We start from the raw sequence: 22,932 nt of genomic DNA on the forward strand, positions 1-22,932 counted from the left end.
TAGGTTTAAGGGACGAGTAAGAGCAGTAAAAGATTTATAAGAGCTAGGGACTAGTGCTTAGGGACTAGGAGCTAGTAAAAGAGTAGTAAGAGCAAGGGACTAGAGTCAAGGGACTAGAGTCAAGGGACGAGTAAGAGTAATAAAGCACTACTCGCTCCTAAATTCTCGTTCCTAGTTCCTCAAAACCACATCTATAACTTTTTCGCCCACTCTTGAGCTGCTTTTTCTATTAATCCATAGGCATGGTCAAAGGCTTCACGGCTTTGGCGGTATGGATCTGGAATATCTTGTTGGCCTATCCATTGACCAAATAACATGGTTTTACTTCGTGCTTCTGGCGCTAAATTGGTCACGGCTTCTTTATGGCCAGATTCCATCACAAGAATTAAGTCATATTCTCGGCAAACGTCACTATTTAGTTGTCGTGCTTGGTGTGACTCAAGGCTAATGCCATGTTCTGCCGCCACTTCGGTAGCCATGGCATCCGCCGCTTTACCGGTTAAGCGACTTTTTTCAACCGCAACACCAGCAGAATCCACAGTTTTGTTAGGAAGAAGTTGTTTTAAGATATGCTCGCCTGTTGGAGAACGGCAAATATTACCGACACAGACAACTAAAATTTTATTGAACATGGATTGATAGTTTCGAGGGACTAGGTATTAGGGACGAGTAAGAGCTTAAAATGTCTTACATCTGGTTTAAACCTATCCGTCTTGATTTGAATTTTGAAATTAGAAATGAGGGACTAGATTTTAAGGACTAGACAGAGCAAAAGCGTAGAAGCAATTTGCGCTATGGAGAGTCAATCTATCCGTCTTGTTTAAATATTAATCTTAAAGGATAGACTTTAGAGGCGAGTAAGTGCTGAAGTGCAATTTACGTGATAGTAGCCAATCTATCCGTTTTGATTAGAGTCGAGGGACTAGATTTAAGGGACGGGTAAGAGCTTAAAATGCTTATACTCGTCCCTTTAAGCTAGCGTTTACTAGCCCCTAGTTCTCTGTAAGTATCTAATGTAGCCTGCAATCATTTTATTGATTTCTTCTAATTCAATAATCAGATTACTGACTTCATCTTTTTTTAAATAGCCAATTTCTGTTGCGAGTAAAACTTGAGTTAGTAACTCTGCGCACGAGCCTTTTGCATAGAATAGAAAGCGAATATTATCTTTATTTGAGCCTCTTTCTGATCCTTCTGCGATATTCGATGGTACAGAAACTGATGAGCGACAGATTTGGTCTTTAAAGCCAAGATCTTTACAAGATCTCATTGATTTACAAATATAAATCGATACTTTAAAACTTCTCTTCCATACATCCAGTTCTTTAAATCGCATATCTAATCATCCGTGATTATTGTGCTTTTTTTGTTTCTTATTATTTTATTGTTAATTAAGGTCTGTTTTTTAAGCCTTAATTATTTAAATCTATTTTGCTTTTACTAGCCCCTAGTCCCTGCTCTTCCTAGTCCCTTTAACTACTTAAGGCCAGTTCTTCACTCGTAACGCCCCTTCCGTCAACTCATTAAAGCCTGAAATGGTTGGCATAAGTTGCATGATCAAACGGTTCCAACGAGTAATTGGCGCAGCAGTAACATAAACGATATCGTAAGGTTTTAAATCAAACTCAGTACCAATGATAAGTGCAGAAGCATCTTTAATATTTAACTGATAAATATCCGCCATGCTTTCTTGTTTTTTATCTGGGCTTGATGAGCGAATAACAAAAACCCCTGTGGCATCGGCTGATAATTCATTAATGCCACCAACACTACTTAGCGCTTCGGTTAGGCTCATGCCTGAACGGTCCATCTTAAGTAGTTTCGGGTCTTTCACTTCACCCATGACAAATACTTTTTGAGTGTCGTTACGAGGAACATGAATAATATCGCCAGATTGCAATAAACGGTTTTGAGTTAAATCACCACGCTGCATTAGTGCATAAAGAGATAAGGTTTCTTCTTTGCCGTTGCGAGTTAACGTTACATTTCGCCAATCCGCATCTTCGCCTAATCCACCCGAGCGGTTAACCGCATCCAGTAACGTTAATGGAATATTAGTAATGGCTTGTTGACCTGGTTTATCTACTTCACCGGTTACGTAAGCTTTTTTAGAACGAAACGCCGCTACGTTAACGTCCACTTGTGGGCTTTCAATAAACTTTCTTAATTTTTGAGCAATTTCCGTTCTGATTTCACGAACGGTTTTGCCTTCCACTTCTACCGTACCGATGTAAGGATAAAAGATGGTGCCATCGGCATGAACCCAGTTACCCGATTCACTTGAACTACGGTATGAACCAGCAGGAATGGTTAACTCAGGGTGATCCCAAATGGTGACGTTTAAAATATCACCAGGACCAACACGGTATTCGTAACTTGCCACTTGCTCTTCAAGTTCTAAATTTGCTTGAGCTGATGCTTGCTTAACTTGGTAATCCGCTACTTTTTGTGGTGTTAGCTCATACACATTAATGTCTGAAGAGTAAGTATTTTGATTGTCTTCACTCTGTTCTTCTTCCACTTTGTTTTTATCTGATGTCGAGATGTGCGAACCAGGGAAAACAGTACAACCACTCAACATAACCAAAAGTAGAGCAGAAGCCAAAGAACGATGTGTTTTACTCATAAACATAATTTCAACTTAAGATGACAAAATTCAGGCATGCTACCGCCCAGAGGTTGTTAAGCACGTTCCCACTCTGCGCAATATTATTTGTTAATGGAAAACCATCAAAATTGAACGATTAACCAGTTATTGATAATGATATTAATAGAGAAGCAAAACACTGATGAATGAGTCATTAAACCCACAACAAAAACACCAATCTGTTCACTAATTTCTTTATTGAATTAATATTCATTTATTGTGGCGGCATTATACACACTCGATAACCATACGCTACAAAAAAATGCAATAGATAATTCTATCAATAGCAACAAAAGATGCTTCATTTGTGAGATTTATTAAATTTATGATCATTCATTAATCATCTATAGAATGATTTTTATGTTTACCATATAGAACTTCATATGATACCGTGCACGATGTTTGCTCAATAAGTGAGTAAATATTCACCAATATATGTAAAAATTGTAAGGTAACTTATGAAAAAGACTGCTATTGCTCTTATGTTAGCGATGACGGCTGGATCTGCATTTGCTGCTGCTGAAGCAACAACAACTGCTGCTGCTTCAACTTCTGGCTCTGCTGCTGGTACTGCTGGTGCTTCTGCAGCTGCAGCTGGTGCTGCTTCAACTACGGCTATCGCTGTAGGTGTTGCTGCAGCTGTTGCTGTTGTAGCTGTTGCTGATTCAGGCTCAGACGCAACAACAACGTCTGTAACTACTAAGTAATTTTAGTTTCAGATACAAGGGACGAGGGATGAGGAACTAGATTCTAGGCTCTCACTTTCGTCCCTTTTTACTTACACCTCACCCTCTAAACAAACCTAACTATTTATAAATAAAGAGTTTATTGTGTTTAAATCCCTTGTTGTTTTTTCTTCTCTCTTTCTGCTTTCTGCCTGTACTCAAAAATTTAATGACGTAAACGCAACGTTAGATGAAGCGTTTTTTGGTGCCGATGATGTGGTTTTATCAAAGCAGCAGATTATCGAATTGCCTTATGCCAGCAGCTTTGCTCGCATTAATGGTGGCGCTAACCTGTTTATGGTGTTGGCTTTTGCAGAGAAGAACCCTGAGACCGGGGCGATGCAATTGAAATGGCTTTCTTCAGATAAAGCGATGATAGTGACTGAGGGAGGACGCATTGTTAAAACATTGGGGTTGGCTGAAGCGAACCTATCCAATATCACTCCCATTTCTTCTTCCTCTTTGCCTTCTCTAGCGTCTATTTCAAAAAATCAAACCACTTGGTCTGCACACTATGATTGGATGTTAAATGATCATTATTTATTTAACTATCAAGCAAATATCACCCCGGTATTAAGAGGAAAATCCACTATAGAAACAACAGTTTGGAACAAAGATGTAACAGAAGTTGTTGAGGTAATATCTATCCCTTCTCTTGATTATTCTTTTACAAACCAATACTGGTTAGATGAGCAATTTAATGTGGTAAAAACCCACCAATATTTAGGTCCTGATATTGGTGATATTGAAATGACGATACTGAAGCCTTTTGCTTTGTAAGCTCGTTAAATCCAATTAATTAGTATTTAAAGGAACCGTCATGCATTTTCTTTCTTCATTCGTTTTTTCTTTGCTTTTGTCTACATCAACAGTCACTTATGCGAGCTCGACACAAGCAGTATCGGTCACGCTACCTAATCAAAATTTGGTGCTGAATTACTCGCAACCAGTAAGACTTGAACAAGTCATTTTAGATACAAATGCTCAAGTGAATTTTTATTCTCTTTGGGCAGTATTAAGTGATAAACAGTTACAAAAAGATATCGATAATCTTCGAAATAACTCAATTGAGCAGCTATCTTCACTTTCTCGAGAGACATCACTTTTTTCTGCAAACAATGAATTTAAGCGTTCTGCGACGCAGATCATTTCACAGTTAGAGCATCACACTTTTGTGGGTCGTATTTTTTCGCCACTTGATCTCGATTTAATCCGAATTAATGAAAAACTGAATCCTATACTTAATGCTGATTATCAGCTTTTTGTGCACCCTCGCCCTACCTCTGTTTCTTTTTTTGGTGCGATTGATTCTGAAACTAGCATTTCAATTCCTTTTATTGAGCACGCAAGCATTAATGACTATTTAGATTCACTCTCTCTTTCCTCTACTGCTGATACCTCTACGGTTTATGTCATTCAGCCTGATGGTGTGGTTCAAACCACTGAGTTTTCAGTATGGCAAAACAAACCCGCTTATTTAGCTCCGGGGGCATCGGTGTATATCCCTCTTGGCGGATTACCAAGTGATTTTTCATCTCTAAACACCTCTATTGTTCAACTGCTTCGTAATAAGGCGCTGTAATTTATGATGACTCCTAAGTTTTCTTTATCTCTTATTGCGGGGGTTATTGCTTCTGCTTTGCCTTATTCAACCTTTGCTGCAGATCATTCTGTTGCAAACCAATCTATTGAAGATCAGTCGGCTGTAAATAAAGTCAGTAATACAGTTTTTGACCCAGTAGTTTTAACCCCATCTCAAACGGATTTTGGTGGTGTTGGCCTAATGCAAATGCCTTCTGGTCGTATGGCTCCTGAAGGGGAATTTAATATTGGTGCAAGCATTAATAATGAATACCACCACTACAACGTTTCTTTGCAAGTCATGCCGTGGTTAGAAACCACTATCCGCTATACCTTGGTTCAAGATTTACTTTATAGCGGTGATGAAAGTTTTAGTGGCCGAACCAAATACACGGATAAAGGCATCGATTTTAAAATTCGTCTACTTGAAGAGAGTAAATGGTTGCCGGAAACCTCTGTTGGGGTTCGTGATTTTGGTGGTACTGGGCTGTTTGATGGCGAATTTGTGGCGGCAACCAAACGCTTTGGTAATCTTGATGTTACCCTTGGTATGGGTTGGGGCTACTTAGGACAAAGTGGCAATATTACCAACCCTTTTTGCAAAGCCTCTGATAAATTCTGCTCTCGCCAAAGCGATTACAAAGGCAAAGGCGGCAGTGTTGATTTTGAACGTTGGTTTAAAGGCCCAGCAGCCATTTATGGTGGTATTGAGTACCAAACGCCTTATCAGCCACTGCGTTTAAAAGTGGAATACGACAGTAACGATTATAGCCAAGACTTCCCTGTAACTCGTGGCAAAGTGGATATGACACAACACACCCCTTGGAACTTTGGTGTGCTGTATGGCCTAGGGGACTGGGGCGATATTAAAGTCAGTTACCAACGTGGTGATACCTTAACCCTTGGTGTGAACCTAACTACTAATTTTAATGATATGAAAGCGATTTGGCGTGATGAACCTATTACGGCTTATGACGAATCAAGCAATCAATCAATTGATGAAGTGGATTGGCAACGAGTGAACCAACAACTGAATGGCAACGCCGGTTATGAAGATAACCGAATTTATGCCGACGATGATTCTGTCACTCTTGTTGCGACCCAAACGAAATATCGTGATAGCGATGAGGCGCACGATCGTGCTTCACGTATTTTTGCAAATCATGTACCTGAGACAATTTCTACGTACCGAATTATTGAAACCAATCAGTCTATGCCTGTTTCTGAAACGCTGATTGATGCGGCTCAATATAAAAAGGTGGCTAATAATGAATATTTTGATGCCAAGGTAGCTGATGCAAGCCAAACTGATGAAGTGACTTATTCACCATCAGAACATTCGCTTAAAAGTGATAATTTAGAGCGCTGGGATTACTCTGTTTCTCCTACTTTATCTCAATCTATTGGTAGTGCTGAAAGCTTTTATCTTTATGCGGTTGGTATTAATACCGCAGGTTCGGTGTGGTTAACTGACAAGGTTCAGGCTTCGGGCAGTTTGTATTTTAATCTGTTTGATAACTACGATAAGTTTAATTACATCACGCCTCCTGATGGTACGTCGGTTCCTCGTGTTCGTACTATGTTCCGTGCTTATGTTCATGAAAACCCAGTTCGTATGAATAATCTGCAATTAACCTGGTTTGAAGAATATGGCGCTGGTTTTTATAGCCAAATGTACGCTGGCTATCTAGAAAGTATGTTTGGTGGTATTGGTTCAGAAGTGATGTACCGCCCATTAAACTCGAATTGGGCATTTGGTGTTGATGCGACGTATATTAAACAACGTACACCTGGTGATTGGTTTGGGTTCTACGAACAAGATCATCAAGAAGGCGGTGATTATGGACGTGACTATACCGTAGTTTCTAGCGGAGTGACTGGGTTTGCGACCGCTTATTATGCGCCTCAATGGTCTTTCTTGAAGAACACCTTACTTAAAGTGGGTGTTGGTCAGTTCTTAGCTGGCGATAAAGGAACTCGCATTGATTTCTCGAAACAATTCGATTCAGGTGTGATTGCTGGTGCTTACGCAAGCTTGACGGATTTATCTGCTGAAGAGTTTGGTGAAGGCAGCTACACCAAAGGATTCTATATCTCGATTCCTTTCGACATCATGACGGTGAAACCAAGTAAGAACCGTGCAAACTTTAACTGGCAACCTCTAACTCGCGACGGCGGTCAAATGTTGAATAAGCAGCATGAGTTGTATGAGTTGACGGACGAGCGTTCACCGTGGTTTTCGAGGGAATCAAAAGTTAGATAAGAACTAGAAACTATACGCTTCGCTAACTAGAGACTAGAACGCTGCGCTTCTATAAGAACAAGAACGATCATAATACTCCGCTTTTGTTCTTTCTTTTATAGGAGCGAAGCGGTCTAGTTAGCACTGCGTATAGTTTCTAGCTATGTATAACCACCCCCTCCCAATCTCCCCTTATATCAATAAAGAGGAGGAGCCCAGAGCATCACATTTGACCCTATAACCTGCCCTTATAATGCTCTTCTAACTCTAATATCTGCTTTCTGCCCTGCTCTGTTGCCATTGGTCTTACAACATTCAGCATCTGTAACATGCCTTGATAGATTACCGCTTCGGTAATTTCATTATCTGACAGTAAAGCGGTTTGATAATTTATCCAACATGATGCAACTAGGTGCAGAGTTTTCGTTAATGCTTGCAGTTCATCATCTTCAAGGTCGATTAATCCTGAATCACGAAAGCTGTGCATTATCGCGATTAAGTTTTCATTTAACGCTTGCTGAGCTTTGGTGTATTTCAGCTTTAATGCATCATCACGGCTTAAAATATCAGGTAGGTTGGCGTAGAAAAAACGGTAGTTCCACATCAATTCAAAGATTGAATCTAAGTAACTCAGCATAACCTGAACGCTTGGCATGTTTGATTGTTGATCTTCTGCCATTGGTTGGAATCGAGTTTTCAGCTCTTTTGCGTAGTTATCAAAGATTCCGCTGATGATCTCTTCTTTATTACGGAAGTGGTAATACAGGTTGCCCGGGCTTATCTCAAGATGCGCTGCAATATGGTTGGTTGTTACGCTGCGCTCACCGTTTTCATTAAAAAGGGTTAAGGCACCGTGAATGATTCTATCTTTTGTTTTCATTGCTCTTTCCCGCGCCAAATAAATTCAAATGATTTAAAATTGTAACTGAAAAAAACATATGAGACTAGAAACTATACGCAGCGCTAGCTAGAGACTCTTAAGAATTCAGAGGTTTCAGGTTTCAGGTTTCAGGTTTCAGGTTTCAGGTTTCAGGTTTCAGGTTTCAGGTTTCAGGAAGATCAAAAACCAAAGTAGTGCAGCATACAACATTTATTTTATTTGCTTTTCAGTTTTACTAGTTTGGATATAATTGCGAGGATCTCTCTTGCCTCCTGAATAAGTAACAAGCCTTCCTCTTTTCTAATATAGCCAATTTCAATACCGATAAAAATCTGAGTAATCAATTCTGCCGCAGAGCCTTGAGAATAATTTAAAAATCGAGCTTTTTCTTTACCGCTTTCACGTTCTTCTCCCTCTGCTATATTGGAAGGTATCGATAATCCTGACCGAGTAATCTGGTCTCTAAAGCCATAATCTTTAATATCTGAAGTTAACTCATAAATACTACACGATAAACGACAAGCTCTTTTCCAAACAGCTAAACTTTCACATTTCATCCTTATCTCCTGTAAGCGAAGCAATCTGAACTCTATTCCATCTAGCTAGCGCAGCGTATAGTTTCTAGTCGCTAAAACCCTCTCAAACTCCCTACGCACATCATCCTCCCCATGCACCACTACTATCTCTTTTCTTCCCTCTTCTATCCCCTCGACAAACTTAATTAAATCAGATTGATCGGCGTGGGCTGAATATCCAGACATGGTGTGGATTTGCGCATTAACATCAATTGGTTGGTTATCTATCCATACTTGATGTTCTTGGTTTTGAAGATCTCGTCCTAACGTTCCATGAGCTTGATAACCTGCAAGAATAATATCGGTTCGTTTATCTGGTAATAATGCTTCAAGGTAATTCATGACTCGCCCCCCGGCACACATGCCACTTGCGGCGACAATAATGCATGGCTCTGCGGTGCTTTTGAGTCGATTGACTATTTTCATGTGCTCTTTGTGACTTTCGATAACGATGCATTGCTCAAAGTTAAGTGGATGACGATGGTTGTTTAACTTGGTTGTGGCTTCTTTACTCCATAATTTTTTAAAGCGTCGATATTGTTTGGTGACTTTATTGGCTAATGGTGAATCAAGAATAATGGGGATTTTTGAGTCTATTTTTTTATGATGAATTAGATGCTCTATATCAAACAGTAACTCTTGGGTTCTGCCCACTGAAAATGCAGGAATAATAATGGCTCCACCATCTTCTAATGAACGCTCGATGATTTGTTGTAAACGAGTGGCTCTGGTTTCTACGCTGTCATGAATTTTATTGCCGTAAGTGCTCTCGATGACTAATAGATCGGCTCTTTTCGGTGGGATTGGGTCAGGCAATAGTGGCGTTTTTGATGCCCCTAAATCACCTGAAAATACGATAATTTCATTGTTGGGAAGTTTAATTTCGACATAAGCAGAACCGAGGATATGGCCTGCGGGTTGGAAACGGAGGTAAAGGGACGAGGGACAAGAACGCTTCGCTTCGAGGAGCGAGGAAGAGCGGGAAGAGCGAGAGCTAGAAGATTTAGCTGTAGAGGTGAGCTTAATTCGGTGCCATTGGTTGTATGGGATGGGTTTTATCTGTTTTTTTATTAATGCTAATACTCTTTCTCTTTGGCCTTTGTTTAGGCCTAGTTGCAGTTTTAATCCATCATCTAACATGAGCGGTACGAGCTCTGCTGTTGCTGGTGTACAGTAAATGGGTTGCTTGAAACCTTTTGCTAATAACCAAGGCAGTCGCCCAATGTGATCGATATGTGTATGAGTAAGAATGAGCGCTTTTAGATGTGCGATGGGAAATTCAATATCGAGCTTTCTCTCGTTTCCATTTTTATCTTTGGCGTCTCTCCCCTGAAACAAACCGCAATCTATTAAGATACCGTGATTGTTGCCGTTGTGCTTAATACTGAGCTCATGGCAAGAGCCTGTGACGCCGAATTTTCCACCATGGTGTTTGAGGTTTATTTCGAGGTTGGTGGTTTGGGTTGATTTTTTTAAGGGTGTAGGCATGAGAGCTCCTTTTTAGAATTCAGGGTTCAGATCGGTCGCAGGCTCCCTTGCAGGATTCAGGGGTGATCGTTGTTATTACAGCGTCAAAGACTGTTCTCCCCCTTTTACCACTGTATGTATGAGAGTAATAAAATCAATACAAGGGGGAGTTAGAGGGGGTTGTAACCTTTATTTCTAAATATCCCATAACCAGTAGAAGAAAAAGAAAAAATTCAATTAAAGAGGTAAAGCTATTGCGAGTATATTCAAAGTTATTCATTCACAACCCCTCCTAACCTCCCCTTCTATTAACATCACTAATCCCAATAATTTATCACTCAAGGGGAGGAACTATTTTTTGTCGTTGTAGCTTCAGCGATCACCTCTGAAATCTGCAAGCGAAGCGATCTGAATTCTGCTCTTTCGATCTTCCTAAAAACACGCCACACTCTCCCTTTTCTACTAACATCACCAATCCCAATGATTTATCACTCGGGAATTTAGGATTCAGATCGGTCGTAGAGTTCAAGGGGAACGTTATTATTTCAGCGTTAAAATACTGTTCCTCCCCTTCTTCACAAATGTAATTTGGTAGAAACTGCCAATATAAGGGGAGGCTAGGAGGGGTTGTAAATAATGAAGTTTAGTTTATCTAGATAATCTAAAAAAAGCACAACCAACCCCCTCTAACTCCCCCTTATTATTCACTATATCGATCTCATAATTATTGCGATTAAAGGGGGAGAACCATTCTTTGTCACCGTGATTTCAGCGTTCACCTCTGAACTCTGCAAGCGAAGCGATCTGAATTCTGTTCTTTCGCTCTCCTGAAACCTGAATCCTCACTTTTTGCTCTCCCTCAAGCTAAGTGTTATCAACTCTCGTCCCTGCTTTTCAAGCGTAGCGCCACCTCTTCTTCTTTGCTACAATTCAATCAATTATATTATTTTTCGGTGGTATCAAAATGATCATTGTAACTGGCGGCGCTGGCATGATTGGCAGCAACATTGTTAAGTCTTTAAATGACAAAGGTTTTAACGACATTTTAGTGGTTGATAACCTAAAAGATGGTAAAAAATTCAAGAACCTAGTGGATCTTGATATCACTGATTACATGGATAAAGAAGACTTCATTACGCAAATTATGGCGGGTGATGACTTTGGTCCTATCGAAGCTATTTTCCATGAAGGTGCTTGCTCTGCTACAACTGAGTGGGATGGCAAATACATTATGATGAACAACTATGAGTACTCTAAAGAGTTGCTTCATTTCTGTATTGAGCGTGAAATTCCATTCCTTTATGCATCATCAGCAGCTACTTACGGTGAAACAGATACGTTTATCGAAGAGCGTGAATACGAAGGTGCTCTAAACGTTTACGGTTATTCTAAACAGCAGTTTGATAACTACGTTCGTCGCCTATGGGCTGATGCTGAAGAGCACAACGAAACACTATCTCAAATTACAGGTTTCCGTTACTTCAATGTGTATGGTCCTCGTGAACAACATAAAGGTTCTATGGCTTCGGTTGCTTTCCATTTAAATAACCAAATGAATGCGGGCGATAACCCTAAACTGTTTGAAGGCAGTGACGAGTTTAAACGTGATTTCGTTTACGTTGGTGATGTAGCTGCGGTTAATCTTTGGTTCTTAGAAAATGGCGTATCTGGTATCTATAACTGTGGTACAGGCCGTGCTGAACCATTCCGCGCTGTTGCTGAAGCAGTAATTAAACACCACGGTAAAGGTGAAGTGGAAACTATCCCATTCCCTGAGCACCTAAAAGGCGCATACCAAGAGTTTACTCAAGCTGATCTAACTAAGCTTCGTGCTGCTGGTTGTGATGTTGAGTTTAAGTCAGTAGCTGATGGTGTTGCTGAATATATGGCGATGATTAATAAGTAAATTTAAGTGACGAGAGACGAGGACGCTTCGCTCGAGGAGCGAGTAAGAGCGTAAATCAGTTCAAGAGTACTACAACGACTCTTGAACTTATCGTTTCTAGTTTCTTAAAAATCATCCAATTTAATTTTTCTGGTATATGGGATATATGAAAGTATTTGTTGTCAGTTTAAAACGTTCGGTTGATCGCCGTGAGCGCATTCAAAAGCATTTAGACGCTCTTGATATCTCTTTTGAGTTTTTTGATGCGATTGATGGATCAATTGAAAACTTTCAATATTCTGATCATGCTCGCCCTGTTACCACAAAAAAACGTAAAGGCTACTCACTCAAAACCAGTGAAATTGCCTGTTTTGCAAGCCACTATGCGATGTGGCACAAATGCATTTCCTTAAATGAATCTATCGTCATTATGGAAGACAATGTTGACCCTATCGCAAACGCCAAACAGATAATTGAATTAAGTTTTAAACATATCCAAACTTATGATTACATCAAATTATCAGCAACTCATAAGTCTCCATTCCATCGTATTCTAGATTTAACTCCTGAGTTTCAACTTGGCGGTTATAAGAAAAAAACCTGCGGTACAACAGCATATATCATTAGCCCTAAAGCAGCCCAACGCTTTATTGATAATGCTCAAGCATTTTTGGAACCTGTCGATGATTATATGGAAAAGCCTTGGCGACATCAGGTACAAACTTATAGTGTCTCACCGGACCTATTTACGCGTGCCGATATTACTTCCACGATAGGTTCAACACGTAAAGACAAAAGCGGTATTTCTCCATTCAATAAAATATATATTGAACTGTTTCGTACCTATGAATCCCTAATGAAAAGTTTGCATTGGAAAAATAAGTAATGAAAATCCTGATCATTGGCCCATCATGGGTAGGTGATATGGTGATGTCTCAATCACTATATATCACATTAAAACAACAGCACCCTAAAGCGATTATCGATGTAATGGCACCGGCTTGGTGTAAACCCATTCTTGAAAGAATGCCTGAGGTTAATCAAGCGATTGAAATGCCTCTTGGTCATGGTGATTTCAATTTATTAGGTCGCCGCGCTCTTGGTAAAGAGTTAAAAAATAATAACTATACACACGCTTACATTTGCCCGAACTCTGCAAAATCAGCACTTATTCCTTGGTTTGCAGGGATCCCGGTTCGTACGGGTTGGAAAGGTGAAATGCGTTATGGGTTATTAAACGACTTACGTCCAAATAAAAAAGCATTTCAATACATGGTTGAGCGCTATGTAGCATTAGCTCATCCTAAATCTGAAATGATTGATTCAAGCTCACTAGGTGGGTTAGAGAATTTACCTCGCCCAACTCTATCAATTGATGCGGAAGTTCAAAAAAATACTCTAGAGAAGTTTTCTTTATCCCTTGATAAACCGGTTCTTGGTTTGTGCCCGGGCGCTGAATTTGGTCCTGCAAAACAGTGGCCTGTTGAGCATTATGCCGCCGTAGCTAACGAAATGATTAACCGTGGCCATCAAGTATGGTTATTTGGCTCTGCCAAAGATAAAGAAACAACTGAAAGTATTAAAGCTTTAGTCGATGCCGATAACCAAGCAGCGGTATTTAACCTAGCGGGAGATACGAGCTTAATTGAAGCGGTTGACCTACTTGCTGCTTGTAAAACCGTTGTAAGTAACGATTCTGGCTTAATGCACGTTGCTGCTGCGGTTGGTTGTCATGTGGTTGGTGTTTATGGTTCTACATCACCAAAATACACGCCACCGTTAGCGGAAAAAGTCGATATTGTAAGCACTGATATTGAGTGTCGTCCTTGTTTTAAGCGTGAATGTCCTTTAGGTCATTTGAAGTGCTTGAAAGAGTTAGAGGCATCATCTGTTATAGCATGTATAAAATGAGTAATATAAAAAGTAAAATCACCCATCTAATTGAACATAAAATGTTTGAAACATTTATGTTTATCAATATATTAGGATATGCTTTATTTAAAATATCATATCGACCTCTTGGTGATATTTTTCAGTCATTTATTGTACTTGGTTTTTTACTATTCTTATTCTGCGATTTTAAAAAAGCAATCAAAGACAAAGCAGTTATCTGTTTATTTTTATCTATATTATTAACTTGCTTAAGTTGGATAAACTCTATCTATCAAATACCACATCTAGCAAAAGATAGTCCTAATATAGGTATTTTGACAAATCTATTCTTTTTCATTTTTATTGCCTACTGGTTGAAAGGAAACATTAAAAAAGTAAGAGTTCTCTGGATTGTCTATGCTATTGGTGTATTTTTAACTGCGTTAACCCATTCAAATGATATTTTAGCTGACATCATGAACGGGATTGCAGGGCAACGAATTGATTTCAACTATGTAAATGCAAATCATTTGGGTGCATTATCAGGAATAATCTTATTAGTTAGTACTTATTACGCATTTAAATTAAAACCAATAAAGCATAAAATACTTTTAACTTTATTTATTCTAGTTCCATCGTTATTTATTGTAACTGTTACTCAAGGGCGTCAAATATGGCTTGCTATACTAATAACAAGTATATCAACGCCAATTTTAACCTCTATAATATCGAAAAAAATAAATATAAAATCATTAATAATAATTCTTTCAACCTTAATCATGGCAACTTATTTAGCTTCAAACACAAAAATAATAGAAAATAGATTACACAATGAAAATGAGATAATACCAATTATATTATCTGGCGATATGAATAGCATACCATATAGTAGCATGGGTATTAGAATACATTTTTGGTCTGAAGCTATGTCATGGATTAAAAAATACCCTTTACTTGGAACAGGAGAAGATACTCGTAATTTAGTAATTAAAGAGTCAACTCACATCCCTAAAGAGATAAAAATGGAATTTTCTCATCTTCATAATGGACATATCGAGCTAATTGCTTCTTATGGTCTACTTGGTTTTTCTTTATTTCTTTATATTTATTCTTTAATTATGTATAGCTCGAAATTTTATAAGGAAAACAATGAAGTCTTAATTATAAGTACAATGTTCATTTTATTTTTCGTCATCATTAATTGTTTTGAATCATTCTTTTTCTTCAAAACGGGAGAATATATGATTAATATAATTTTCGGTGGAATATACACTTTTTATTTAACACATAATTTATCGATGAAGGATAACAATGAGTAATAATAAAATCCATGCAATATGGTTAGGTAATAAGCTAACCCCTCTTGCTTTAGTTTGTATTGAAGACTGGAAAAAACAAGGTTATGAATACAAAGTATGGACGGAAGAAGACTCATTAATCACTGAGTGGATTGATGGATGTGAGTTTGCAAAAGAGTGCTATAAGCGTGGATTGTTCGCTTTTGTTACGGATTATTTACGTCTGAAGATATTACAACATGAAGGTGGATTGTATTTAGACACAGATGTCACTGTGCAAAAAAATCCATTCCTATTGTTTGACGAGTGCCAGTTTGCTGTTGGATATGAATCAGAGTCTATGATTGGAACAGCGTGTATCTATGCGCAAAAAGAATCAAAAATTTTGGCTAATCTTATCGATTTTTACGAGCATAAAATTCTAAGTTCTCCATTGTATATGGGACCGGGAATAATGACTCATGTCTTAATTGACAATAAGATGAAAGATATTGAGAAATCGTTAATTTTCCCAGTTGAATACTTCTATTGCTATCTTGGTAATGGACAAGAGTTTACTACTCCTGATAATTCATACTTAGTGCATTGGTTTCAGCATAGCTGGAAAGATCCAAGAAAAGCGATTTATTTAAAATCTAAGCATATGGGATTAGTTGGTAAAATATATACTTGGCAAAAATATATTTTCAAAAAGAGAAAATAATGCGCTTTTTGTATAGCTTACTTTTAACCTTTATCTCTCCTTTGCTTCTCTATTCTCTTTATAAGAAAAAAGAAGGAAAGCCTGCTTTTAGTCGTCGATGGAAAGAGCACTTTGGTTGTACCCCATCACTCAATACAACGCAGTCTCCAATATGGATTCATGCGGTATCGGTTGGTGAAGCCATTGCTGCTGCTCCTATTATTAAAGCATTAAAGAAACAAAACCCTGAACAACCCATTCTTGTCACGACGACGACAAGTACTGGCGCTGAGCAAATTGAAAAGTTAGGTGATTTGGTTGAACACAGATACATGCCGATTGATTTTTGCTTTGCGGTTCGTGGTTTTTTAAAAGCGACTAAACCTGAAAAGATGCTAATTATGGAAACGGAACTGTGGCCAAATACGCTGCATACCGTTGCCAAATTTGGTATTCCTATTTCAGTATTAAATGCTCGTCTTTCTGAAAAATCCTTTTTAGGCTACAAAAAAGTACAGCCTATATTTAATCTACTTGGTAAACACCTAACTCATGTTTGTTGCCAATATAAAGATGATGCAGATCGTTTCGTTGCTCTTGGTATTCAACCTGAGAAAGTACATGTGACTGGCTCGGTAAAATTTGATATCGAAATTACAGAGCAAATACAAGAATCAGGGGTTATTCTTCGTAAGCAACTTGGAGAAGATCGCCCTATTTGGATTGCGACCAGTACACATAAAGGTGAAGATGAGCAAGTTCTAGCGGCCCATCGCTCTTTATTGCATAAGATACCTAATGCGTTATTAATTTTAGTTCCGCGTCACCCTGAGCGCTTTAATTCAGTATTTGAGCTTTGCCAAGGTGCTGATTTTAAAACTGTTAAACGCACGTCAAATCAGACATTAACACCAGATTGTCAAATATATCTTGGTGATACGATGGGAGAAATGCTTACGCTCATTGGTGCTTCTGACATCTGCTTTATGGGCGGAAGTTTACTTGGTGATAAAGTGGGTGGTCATAATTTACTTGAGCCTGCTGCACTAGCTAAACCGTCCATTACTGGCCCAAGTTATTATAATTTCTTAGAGATAGCTGAAACGCTAATCAAAGAAGACGCAACGAAAGTTGTCACTTCTGCTGAAGAGCTGGCGAGCCTATTAGAACAATTAATGACTCAACCAGAGTATGCCGAGAGAATGGGGAAAAATGCACAAGACTTTATTTCAAAAAATTCTGGTGCCGTAATAAAAACCTTAAATCTGCTTTAATACCAAATCCAAAAAGTCTTAATTTACCTATGGGTTAGCTCTCTAAACTAGCCCATTCTTCTTCACTCCAATAAATATTTCGTTTAGTTATTTCTTTTACAAACGAACGCTTTAATCTATCCCAGTTACCTTGCTTCCAATCATCGCCTTTCTGCTGATAGCATTTATCAAAATCAATAATCCAAACTTTGTCGTTATCATCAATCAAAATGTTATGAATGTTTAAATCGGTGTGATTAACTTGAGCCGCATGCATTTTTCGGATTTCATTACCAATCTTTTGGTACATCTCTTTTGATAATGGTTTTTCTTGCAAGATAGAAACAAGATCTTGTGCATTCGGGATCTTTTCACTTAATAAGTCAGCTTGATAGCAAAACGTTCGTTTTATTGTTCTTGCCGCTATAGGCTTTGGAACGTTAACACCCGCTTCTTTTAACGTCTTTAGTAACTGAAATTCTTGGTAGCTACGGCTCTTTTCCCAACCAATAAAAATGTAATGATCTTTAATGATTTTTCCAAATAACCCACCACGACGATAATGGCGTAACGCTGCATCCATTTTATCTAAAGCAACAAACCAAGTTGTACCACGCCCTTGCGCTGAACCAATCACTTTGTTTTGTTGTTGCCAATAATCAGGATCACAGCATTGTTCTGGAGAGTCACTAAGAAGAGAGTCGTCGTACCAAATGATCTGTTTTTTATTTCTAATTGTTTTCATATAAAAACCAAGGGACCAGGTCGCTTCGCTTGCAGGATTCAGGGGTATTTGCGCTTATGACAAAAATAACAACTACTCCCCCTGAGCCCTTTAAGGGAGCTTGCGACCGATCTGAATCCTATGCTCTATGCCATTTTACATTTATGACCGTTAATAGCATAATTCTAACTCATTCTTATTAGGTTAACATCTCTATGCCTTTATTCACTTCAGCTCCTAATTCTTTGTGTATTTTACGCCTCTCAGCTATTGGTGATGTTTGCAATACCATTGCTGCTGTTCAAATGATTCAAAAGCAATGGCCTGAAACTAAAATAACTTGGATTACAGGTAAACTTGAAGCGCATTTAATTGGCGATCTACCTAATATTAATGTGGTTGTTTTTGATAAAAAACTGGGTTGGAAAGGCTATACCCAATTGTGGAAAACACTTAAAAATGAACGTTTTGATGCGCTGCTTCATATGCAATACGCATTGAGAGCAAGCGTTGCAACATTAGGGATTAAAGCAAAGTACAAATTAGGCTTTGATAAAGAACGCAGTAATGACTTTCAAACCCTATTTACTAATTACAAAGTTCCCTCTCCACAAAAACCACATGTACTTGATGGATTAATCGCTTTTGTAAAAGAGCTTGGAGTTAATGTAGATAAACCTACTTGGAATATTCCGACCAGTGATGAAGATAATGCATGGGCATCTTCTCAACTTTCTGACGTTAATAACAAGAACCTCGTCATTGTTCCTGCAGCAAGTAAAGCCTATAAAAATTGGAATGCTCAAGGTTATGCTGATGTCATCCATCATGCCCAATCTAAAGGTTGGATGGTTACACTTGCTGGCAGTCCGGCTCAAGTTGAAATTGATTTAGCGGCAAACATTGAATCTCTTTTAAATGCACCTGTTAAAAATTTAGTAGGAAAAAGCTCACTTAAAGAGATGTTAGCGCTATTAAAGCAAGCCAATTTAGTGATTGCTCCAGATACTGGTCCTGCACATATGGCAAATGCCGTTAATACCCCTATTATTGGTTTGTATGCGCACCATAACCCTGATCGCACCTGCCCTTATCAATATCGTGACTATGTCGTTACGGTTTATGATGAAGCGATTAAAGCTGAAACAGGGAAAGATAAATCAGAGTTATCATGGCGAACTCGTGTTCAAGATAAACAGGCAATGAATCGTATTAGCTCTGAGCAAGTTATTGCCATGTTTGATAAAGCAGTTATCGACTTTTCACTCTAACGTTAATGAGAATCATATAAATGACAACACCTACACTTACCGTCGCTCTTATCGTTAAGAATGAAGCGAACCACCTACAATCTTGCCTTGAAACCGTACAAGGTTGGGTGGATGAAATTGTTATTCTTGATTCTGGTAGTACTGACTCTACCGAAGCCATTGCTCGTCAGTTTACTGATAAGTTTTTTGTAAACCCTGAATGGCCTGGGTTTGGTAAACAGCGTCAACTTGCACAGCAACACATCACTTCTAACTATGTTTTATGGCTTGATGCTGATGAACGAGTGACACCTGAATTAAAAGCGGACATTCAAAAAGCAATCAGTGATAACAAGCCTAATGTCGCTTATAAAGTGAATCGATTAAGTGACGCATTTGGTAAAGAAATTCATTACTCGGGTTGGTCACCTGACTGGGTTCTTCGCTTATATCGCACTAATGAAGCTCAATATAACGATGCTTTAGTCCATGAGAAAGTAGTAACTTCTGACTCTGTTCGTGTTGAAAAGTTAAAAGGTCGTTTACTGCATTTTACTTACGATAATTTGCACCATTACATCAACAAAACAACCGGCTACTTAAAAGCATGGACGGATGAACGTGAAGGAAAGAAAAAAGCGGGACTAAGCACGGCATTAATTCATGCACTAGGTTGTTTTATTAAGATGTATATCATCAAGCGTGGTTTTTTAGACGGTAAACATGGCTTCATTTTAGCTTGGTTAGCTACGCATTCTACTTTTATTAAATATATCGATCTTTACCTTCGTGAAGAGGCAAAAAAGAAATGAAAACGACATTAATCATCACTACTTATAACTGGAAAGAAGCATTGAAATCAGTCCTTGATAGCGTGCTTAGACAAACCGAACTTCCAGATGAGGTTATCGTTGCCGATGATGGTTCTCGTCAAGATACTATCGATATGGTTGCTTCTATTCAAAAGACTTTCCCTATTCCATTAATTCACAGCTGGCATGAAGACAATGGTTTTCAGCTTTCAATGAGCCGTAATAGAGCAATAGCAAAAGCATCTGGTGATTATATTATGATGATTGATGGTGATATGGTGTTATCTCCTTCTTTTGTTCAATCTCATAAGCATGTCGCTAAAAAAGGTTGGTTTGTTCAAGGTGGACGAGTATTAACCGAAGAAGCATTCAGTAAAAAAATCATGAATGACGGTGCCGTCCCAACTATTTTTTCATCCGGTATTCGTAACCGTAAAAACTGCATCACAAGCGCTTTTCTTTCTCGCATGTTCTCTTATGAAAGAAACAATGACAAAGCAACTCGTGGTTGTAACATGGCTTTTTGGCGCGAAGATGTCATTGAAGTAAACGGTTTCAACCAAGAATTTGTTGGTTGGGGACGTGAAGACAGTGAGTTTGTTCTTCGTATGCTAAATGCGAAAAAACGTCGTTTATACCTGAAATTTTCAGGCGTGGGCTATCACCTTTTCCATAATGAAAACTCTCGTGCCTCTTTAGCTGAAAATGACGCTATTTTGGAAAAAACAATCACAGAGAAACTTACTCGTTGTGAACAAGGTATTAATCAATTTCTTGAGGAGCAACATGACTAAGCGTGTTATTTACCCTGGAACCTTTGATCCGGTAACTCACGGACATTCAGACATTATTAGTCGTGCGGCTAATATGTTTGATCATGTTGTTGTGGGCGTTGCCTTTAGTCCAAGTAAAAAAACCATGTTCTCCCTTGAGGAGCGTGTGGATATGTTAGTTCAAGCAACAGCACATTTAGATAATGTCTCTGTTGTTGGCTTTTCTGGACTATTGGTTGATTTAGCAAAAGATCAGCAAGCTAATATCTTAGTTCGTGGTTTACGCACTACGATGGATTTTGAATATGAGCTTGGCTTAACCACCATGTACAAAAAGCTAATGCCTGAGCTAGAAACCATTTTCCTTACTCCACCTGAAGAGCACGGATTTTTATCTTCTACCATTGTAAGAGAAACGGCTATCCACGGCGGTAAGATTGATCAATTTGTTCATCCATACGTAGCTTCGGCTATCTATCAAAAGGTGAAACAATGAGCTTAAAGAAATTTCGTTATTATGTTGCTAACGGCAGCATTACGATAATACCTGCTTTTATTCTCCAAGCTCTTGGCAAAAAAACGCTGCAAAGCAAAACCTCATTTGATCAAGACTATATTGAGCAACGAGTTAATTATTACAATAAATTGGATGCTCCATTTTCTGTAGATAACCAAGAAGCAACACAAGTTAGCCAATTTAAAAAAACAGGTGGTAGTGCTTATTACTTAGATCTGTTTAAAGTCATTAAAGCATTTAGCCCTTCTTACTTTTTTAACTACATTAATGGGGATGTTATTGATGTTCCTACTGAGCCTAGCTTTTTAAAAAGCAGACCTATTGATGGGGATAATGCGGCATCAATATTATTAAAGCTAAATGCAATCCGTCACTATAACTTCATTAATGACAATAAAAGCTTTCAAGAAAAAAAAGATGCTGTGGTATGGCGAGGAACAGGTTTTCGTCCAAACCGTCGATTATTACTTTCAACTCATTTCAACAACCCAAAATGCAATATTGGTCGTGTTGATACGAAAGACGATTCAGAAGAGCAACTTGGCTACGTTCTACCTTCAATGTCGATTGAAGAACAGTTGGAATATAAGTTTATCTTAAGCTTAGAGGGTATGGACGTTGCAACTAACCTGAAATGGATTATGTCTTCAAACTCGCTGTGTTTCACTCCAAAATTACGCTATGAAACCTGGTTCATGGAAGGAAAACTACAAGCAGGGGTTCATTTTGTTGAAGTGAAAGATGATTTTTCAGACTTAATTGAAAAAATGGATTATTACACAAAGCATGAAGATGAAGCTCTAGAGATCATTAAAAATGCCAACCAATGGGTTGAGCAATTTAAAGACAGCAAAAGAGAGAAATTAATCTCCCTTTTGGTTACTCAAAAATATTTTGACTTATCAGGTCAATCTTCAGCTAAAAACTGACACTTTCCGCACCAAAAACTATTCCGTTGCCCAATTTTCTCTTCTTCTATTTTACTAGAGCAAACTGGGCACTCTTTCCCTGCTCTCCCATATACTTTCAATTCCTGTGCAAAATATCCAGGCTTGCCATCAACTTGATTAAAATCTTTTAATGTTGTGCCACCTTGCTTTATTGCGGTTTCTAGCACTTTTTTTATTTCAGCCACAAGAACAGTAATCTGAGATGCTTTTAATGAACCTACCGGCGTTTTAGGATGAATTTGAGCCATAAATAAGGATTCACTGGCATAAATATTACCAACACCAACCACGACAGCATTGTTCATTATAAATTGCTTAACTACGGTTTTTTTGTTCTTTGCTTTCTCTGCAAAATACTCGCTATTAAATTCATTTGTTAGTGGTTCTGGTCCTAGCTTAGAAAGCACTTGATGCGCTACACCTACCTCAGAATATAACCAAGCACCAAACTTTCGTGGATCGTTATAACGAAGAACTTTGCCATTTTCTAAGACTAGATCAACATGATCGTGTTTTGCTGACGGCACTTCTTCATCTAAAACTCGTAAACTGCCCGACATTCCTAAATGAATAATCGCACTGCCTTCTGGGGTATCTATCATTAAATATTTTGCACGGCGACGAATTGACTGAACTCTTTGTCCAACTAATTTTTGCAGTTCTTGAGGAATTGGCCAACGAAGCTTATCCGTTCTAACCACAATGGCTTTAATTGTCTGACCTTGCAGATGTGGTGTGATTCCTAGGCGGCTGGTTTCTACTTCTGGCAATTCTGGCATTGGGGCTTCCTTTAAAAATG

Annotated in this window: 23 protein-coding genes; 15 read left to right on the forward strand and 8 right to left on the reverse strand. The window is 38.5% G+C overall.

Annotated elements, in window-relative coordinates; genetic code table 11:
- Window positions 1-191: 191 nt before the first annotated feature.
- The 3 genes from GNP81_RS17640 to GNP81_RS17650 form a co-directional block, all read right to left on the reverse strand.
- Window positions 192-632 carry an arsenate reductase/protein-tyrosine-phosphatase family protein gene (locus GNP81_RS17640; protein WP_155673689.1) on the reverse strand — a complete coding sequence of 147 codons (441 nt, stop codon included), beginning with the start codon at window positions 630-632 and terminating at the stop codon, window positions 192-194.
- Window positions 633-985: 353 nt separating this feature from the next.
- A complete protein-coding gene (locus GNP81_RS17645) occupies window positions 986-1,336 on the reverse strand; it encodes a four helix bundle protein (RefSeq protein ID WP_155673690.1) in 351 nt (116 codons plus the stop codon).
- A gap of 144 nt (window positions 1,337-1,480) precedes the next feature.
- Complete coding sequence (locus GNP81_RS17650) at window positions 1,481-2,626, reverse strand: polysaccharide export protein (protein ID WP_473246813.1); 1,146 nt, start codon at window positions 2,624-2,626, stop codon at window positions 1,481-1,483.
- A 479-nt stretch (window positions 2,627-3,105) separates the two neighbouring features.
- Here GNP81_RS17650 and GNP81_RS17655 point away from each other — a divergent pair, with 479 nt between their 5' ends.
- The 4 genes from GNP81_RS17655 to GNP81_RS17670 all read left to right on the forward strand — a co-directional run bounded on the left by GNP81_RS17655 (window position 3,106) and on the right by GNP81_RS17670 (window position 7,216).
- The gene (locus tag GNP81_RS17655) at window positions 3,106-3,354 is read left to right on the forward strand and encodes a hypothetical protein (RefSeq protein WP_063669844.1); all 249 of its coding nucleotides are present in this window, start codon (window positions 3,106-3,108) and stop codon (window positions 3,352-3,354) included.
- Window positions 3,355-3,477: 123 nt separating this feature from the next.
- Entirely contained in the window at window positions 3,478-4,152 is a 675-nt protein-coding gene (locus GNP81_RS17660) for a YjbF family lipoprotein (RefSeq protein WP_336495381.1), read from the forward strand.
- 40 nt (window positions 4,153-4,192) lie between these two features.
- Window positions 4,193-4,954, forward strand: a complete 762-nt coding sequence (locus GNP81_RS17665; RefSeq protein ID WP_155673691.1) for a capsule biosynthesis GfcC D2 domain-containing protein — start codon at window positions 4,193-4,195, stop codon at window positions 4,952-4,954.
- A gap of 3 nt (window positions 4,955-4,957) precedes the next feature.
- The gene (locus GNP81_RS17670; RefSeq protein WP_155673692.1) at window positions 4,958-7,216 is read left to right on the forward strand and encodes a YjbH domain-containing protein; all 2,259 of its coding nucleotides are present in this window, start codon (window positions 4,958-4,960) and stop codon (window positions 7,214-7,216) included.
- A 214-nt stretch (window positions 7,217-7,430) separates the two neighbouring features.
- Here the strand turns inward: GNP81_RS17670 and GNP81_RS17675 are convergent, their stop codons facing one another.
- The 3 genes from GNP81_RS17675 to GNP81_RS17685 all read right to left on the reverse strand — a co-directional run bounded on the left by GNP81_RS17675 (window position 7,431) and on the right by GNP81_RS17685 (window position 10,138).
- Window positions 7,431-8,075: a TetR/AcrR family transcriptional regulator gene (locus tag GNP81_RS17675; protein ID WP_005417082.1), complete on the reverse strand. Its 645-nt coding sequence runs from the start codon at window positions 8,073-8,075 to the stop codon at window positions 7,431-7,433.
- Between the two features lie 215 nt (window positions 8,076-8,290).
- Window positions 8,291-8,632 carry a four helix bundle protein gene (locus tag GNP81_RS17680; RefSeq protein WP_063669618.1) on the reverse strand — a complete coding sequence of 114 codons (342 nt, stop codon included), beginning with the start codon at window positions 8,630-8,632 and terminating at the stop codon, window positions 8,291-8,293.
- Window positions 8,633-8,677: 45 nt separating this feature from the next.
- Window positions 8,678-10,138, reverse strand: a complete 1,461-nt coding sequence (locus GNP81_RS17685; protein ID WP_155673693.1) for an MBL fold metallo-hydrolase RNA specificity domain-containing protein — start codon at window positions 10,136-10,138, stop codon at window positions 8,678-8,680.
- A gap of 943 nt (window positions 10,139-11,081) precedes the next feature.
- Here GNP81_RS17685 and rfaD point away from each other — a divergent pair.
- From rfaD to waaA, 6 genes are all read left to right on the forward strand, one after another.
- Window positions 11,082-12,023 carry an ADP-glyceromanno-heptose 6-epimerase gene (rfaD, locus tag GNP81_RS17690; protein ID WP_005417078.1) on the forward strand — a complete coding sequence of 314 codons (942 nt, stop codon included), beginning with the start codon at window positions 11,082-11,084 and terminating at the stop codon, window positions 12,021-12,023.
- A gap of 145 nt (window positions 12,024-12,168) precedes the next feature.
- Window positions 12,169-12,888: a glycosyltransferase family 25 protein gene (locus tag GNP81_RS17695; RefSeq protein WP_155673694.1), complete on the forward strand. Its 720-nt coding sequence runs from the start codon at window positions 12,169-12,171 to the stop codon at window positions 12,886-12,888.
- Window positions 12,888-13,913, forward strand: a complete 1,026-nt coding sequence (gene waaF / locus GNP81_RS17700; RefSeq protein ID WP_155673695.1) for a lipopolysaccharide heptosyltransferase II — start codon at window positions 12,888-12,890, stop codon at window positions 13,911-13,913. Before GNP81_RS17695 ends, waaF begins: the two co-directional genes overlap by 1 nt.
- Before the next feature lie 41 nt (window positions 13,914-13,954).
- On the forward strand, window positions 13,955-15,193 hold the full coding sequence (locus GNP81_RS17705; RefSeq protein WP_196587348.1) for an O-antigen ligase family protein: 1,239 nt from the start codon (window positions 13,955-13,957) through the stop codon (window positions 15,191-15,193).
- Window positions 15,186-15,875 (forward strand): glycosyltransferase family 32 protein, encoded by a 690-nt coding sequence (locus GNP81_RS17710; protein ID WP_155673697.1) that lies wholly within the window; start codon window positions 15,186-15,188, stop codon window positions 15,873-15,875. The genes GNP81_RS17705 and GNP81_RS17710 overlap by 8 nt, the downstream gene beginning before the upstream one ends.
- On the forward strand, window positions 15,875-17,128 hold the full coding sequence (gene waaA / locus GNP81_RS17715) for a lipid IV(A) 3-deoxy-D-manno-octulosonic acid transferase (RefSeq protein ID WP_155673698.1): 1,254 nt from the start codon (window positions 15,875-15,877) through the stop codon (window positions 17,126-17,128). Before GNP81_RS17710 ends, waaA begins: the two co-directional genes overlap by 1 nt.
- Before the next feature lie 34 nt (window positions 17,129-17,162).
- On the opposite strand, the gene GNP81_RS17720 is transcribed toward waaA, so the two are convergent.
- Window positions 17,163-17,852: a 3-deoxy-D-manno-octulosonic acid kinase gene (locus tag GNP81_RS17720; protein ID WP_155673699.1), complete on the reverse strand. Its 690-nt coding sequence runs from the start codon at window positions 17,850-17,852 to the stop codon at window positions 17,163-17,165.
- Window positions 17,853-18,046: 194 nt separating this feature from the next.
- Here GNP81_RS17720 and GNP81_RS17725 point away from each other — a divergent pair, with 194 nt between their 5' ends.
- From GNP81_RS17725 to GNP81_RS17745, 5 genes are read left to right on the forward strand one after another with little or no spacing between them, the layout of a single operon-like run.
- A complete protein-coding gene (locus GNP81_RS17725) occupies window positions 18,047-19,102 on the forward strand; it encodes a glycosyltransferase family 9 protein (RefSeq protein WP_155673700.1) in 1,056 nt (351 codons plus the stop codon).
- A 20-nt stretch (window positions 19,103-19,122) separates the two neighbouring features.
- A complete protein-coding gene (locus tag GNP81_RS17730) occupies window positions 19,123-19,893 on the forward strand; it encodes a glycosyltransferase family 2 protein (RefSeq protein WP_155671800.1) in 771 nt (256 codons plus the stop codon).
- Window positions 19,890-20,687 carry a glycosyltransferase family 2 protein gene (locus tag GNP81_RS17735; RefSeq protein ID WP_012532761.1) on the forward strand — a complete coding sequence of 266 codons (798 nt, stop codon included), beginning with the start codon at window positions 19,890-19,892 and terminating at the stop codon, window positions 20,685-20,687. The genes GNP81_RS17730 and GNP81_RS17735 overlap by 4 nt, the downstream gene beginning before the upstream one ends.
- Window positions 20,680-21,162 carry a pantetheine-phosphate adenylyltransferase gene (gene coaD / locus GNP81_RS17740; RefSeq protein WP_063663733.1) on the forward strand — a complete coding sequence of 161 codons (483 nt, stop codon included), beginning with the start codon at window positions 20,680-20,682 and terminating at the stop codon, window positions 21,160-21,162. Before GNP81_RS17735 ends, coaD begins: the two co-directional genes overlap by 8 nt.
- Window positions 21,159-22,112 (forward strand): glycosyl transferase family 90, encoded by a 954-nt coding sequence (locus GNP81_RS17745; RefSeq protein ID WP_155671802.1) that lies wholly within the window; start codon window positions 21,159-21,161, stop codon window positions 22,110-22,112. Before coaD ends, GNP81_RS17745 begins: the two co-directional genes overlap by 4 nt.
- Here GNP81_RS17745 and mutM read toward each other — a convergent pair.
- Window positions 22,091-22,912: a bifunctional DNA-formamidopyrimidine glycosylase/DNA-(apurinic or apyrimidinic site) lyase gene (mutM, locus tag GNP81_RS17750; protein WP_012532671.1), complete on the reverse strand. Its 822-nt coding sequence runs from the start codon at window positions 22,910-22,912 to the stop codon at window positions 22,091-22,093. The two genes, GNP81_RS17745 and mutM, sit on opposite strands and share 22 nt — an antisense overlap.
- Window positions 22,913-22,932 lie beyond the last annotated feature (20 nt).

Origin of the sequence: Aliivibrio fischeri (assembly GCF_009727955.1) — a bacterium.
GTDB lineage: Bacteria > Pseudomonadota > Gammaproteobacteria > Enterobacterales > Vibrionaceae > Aliivibrio > Aliivibrio fischeri_A.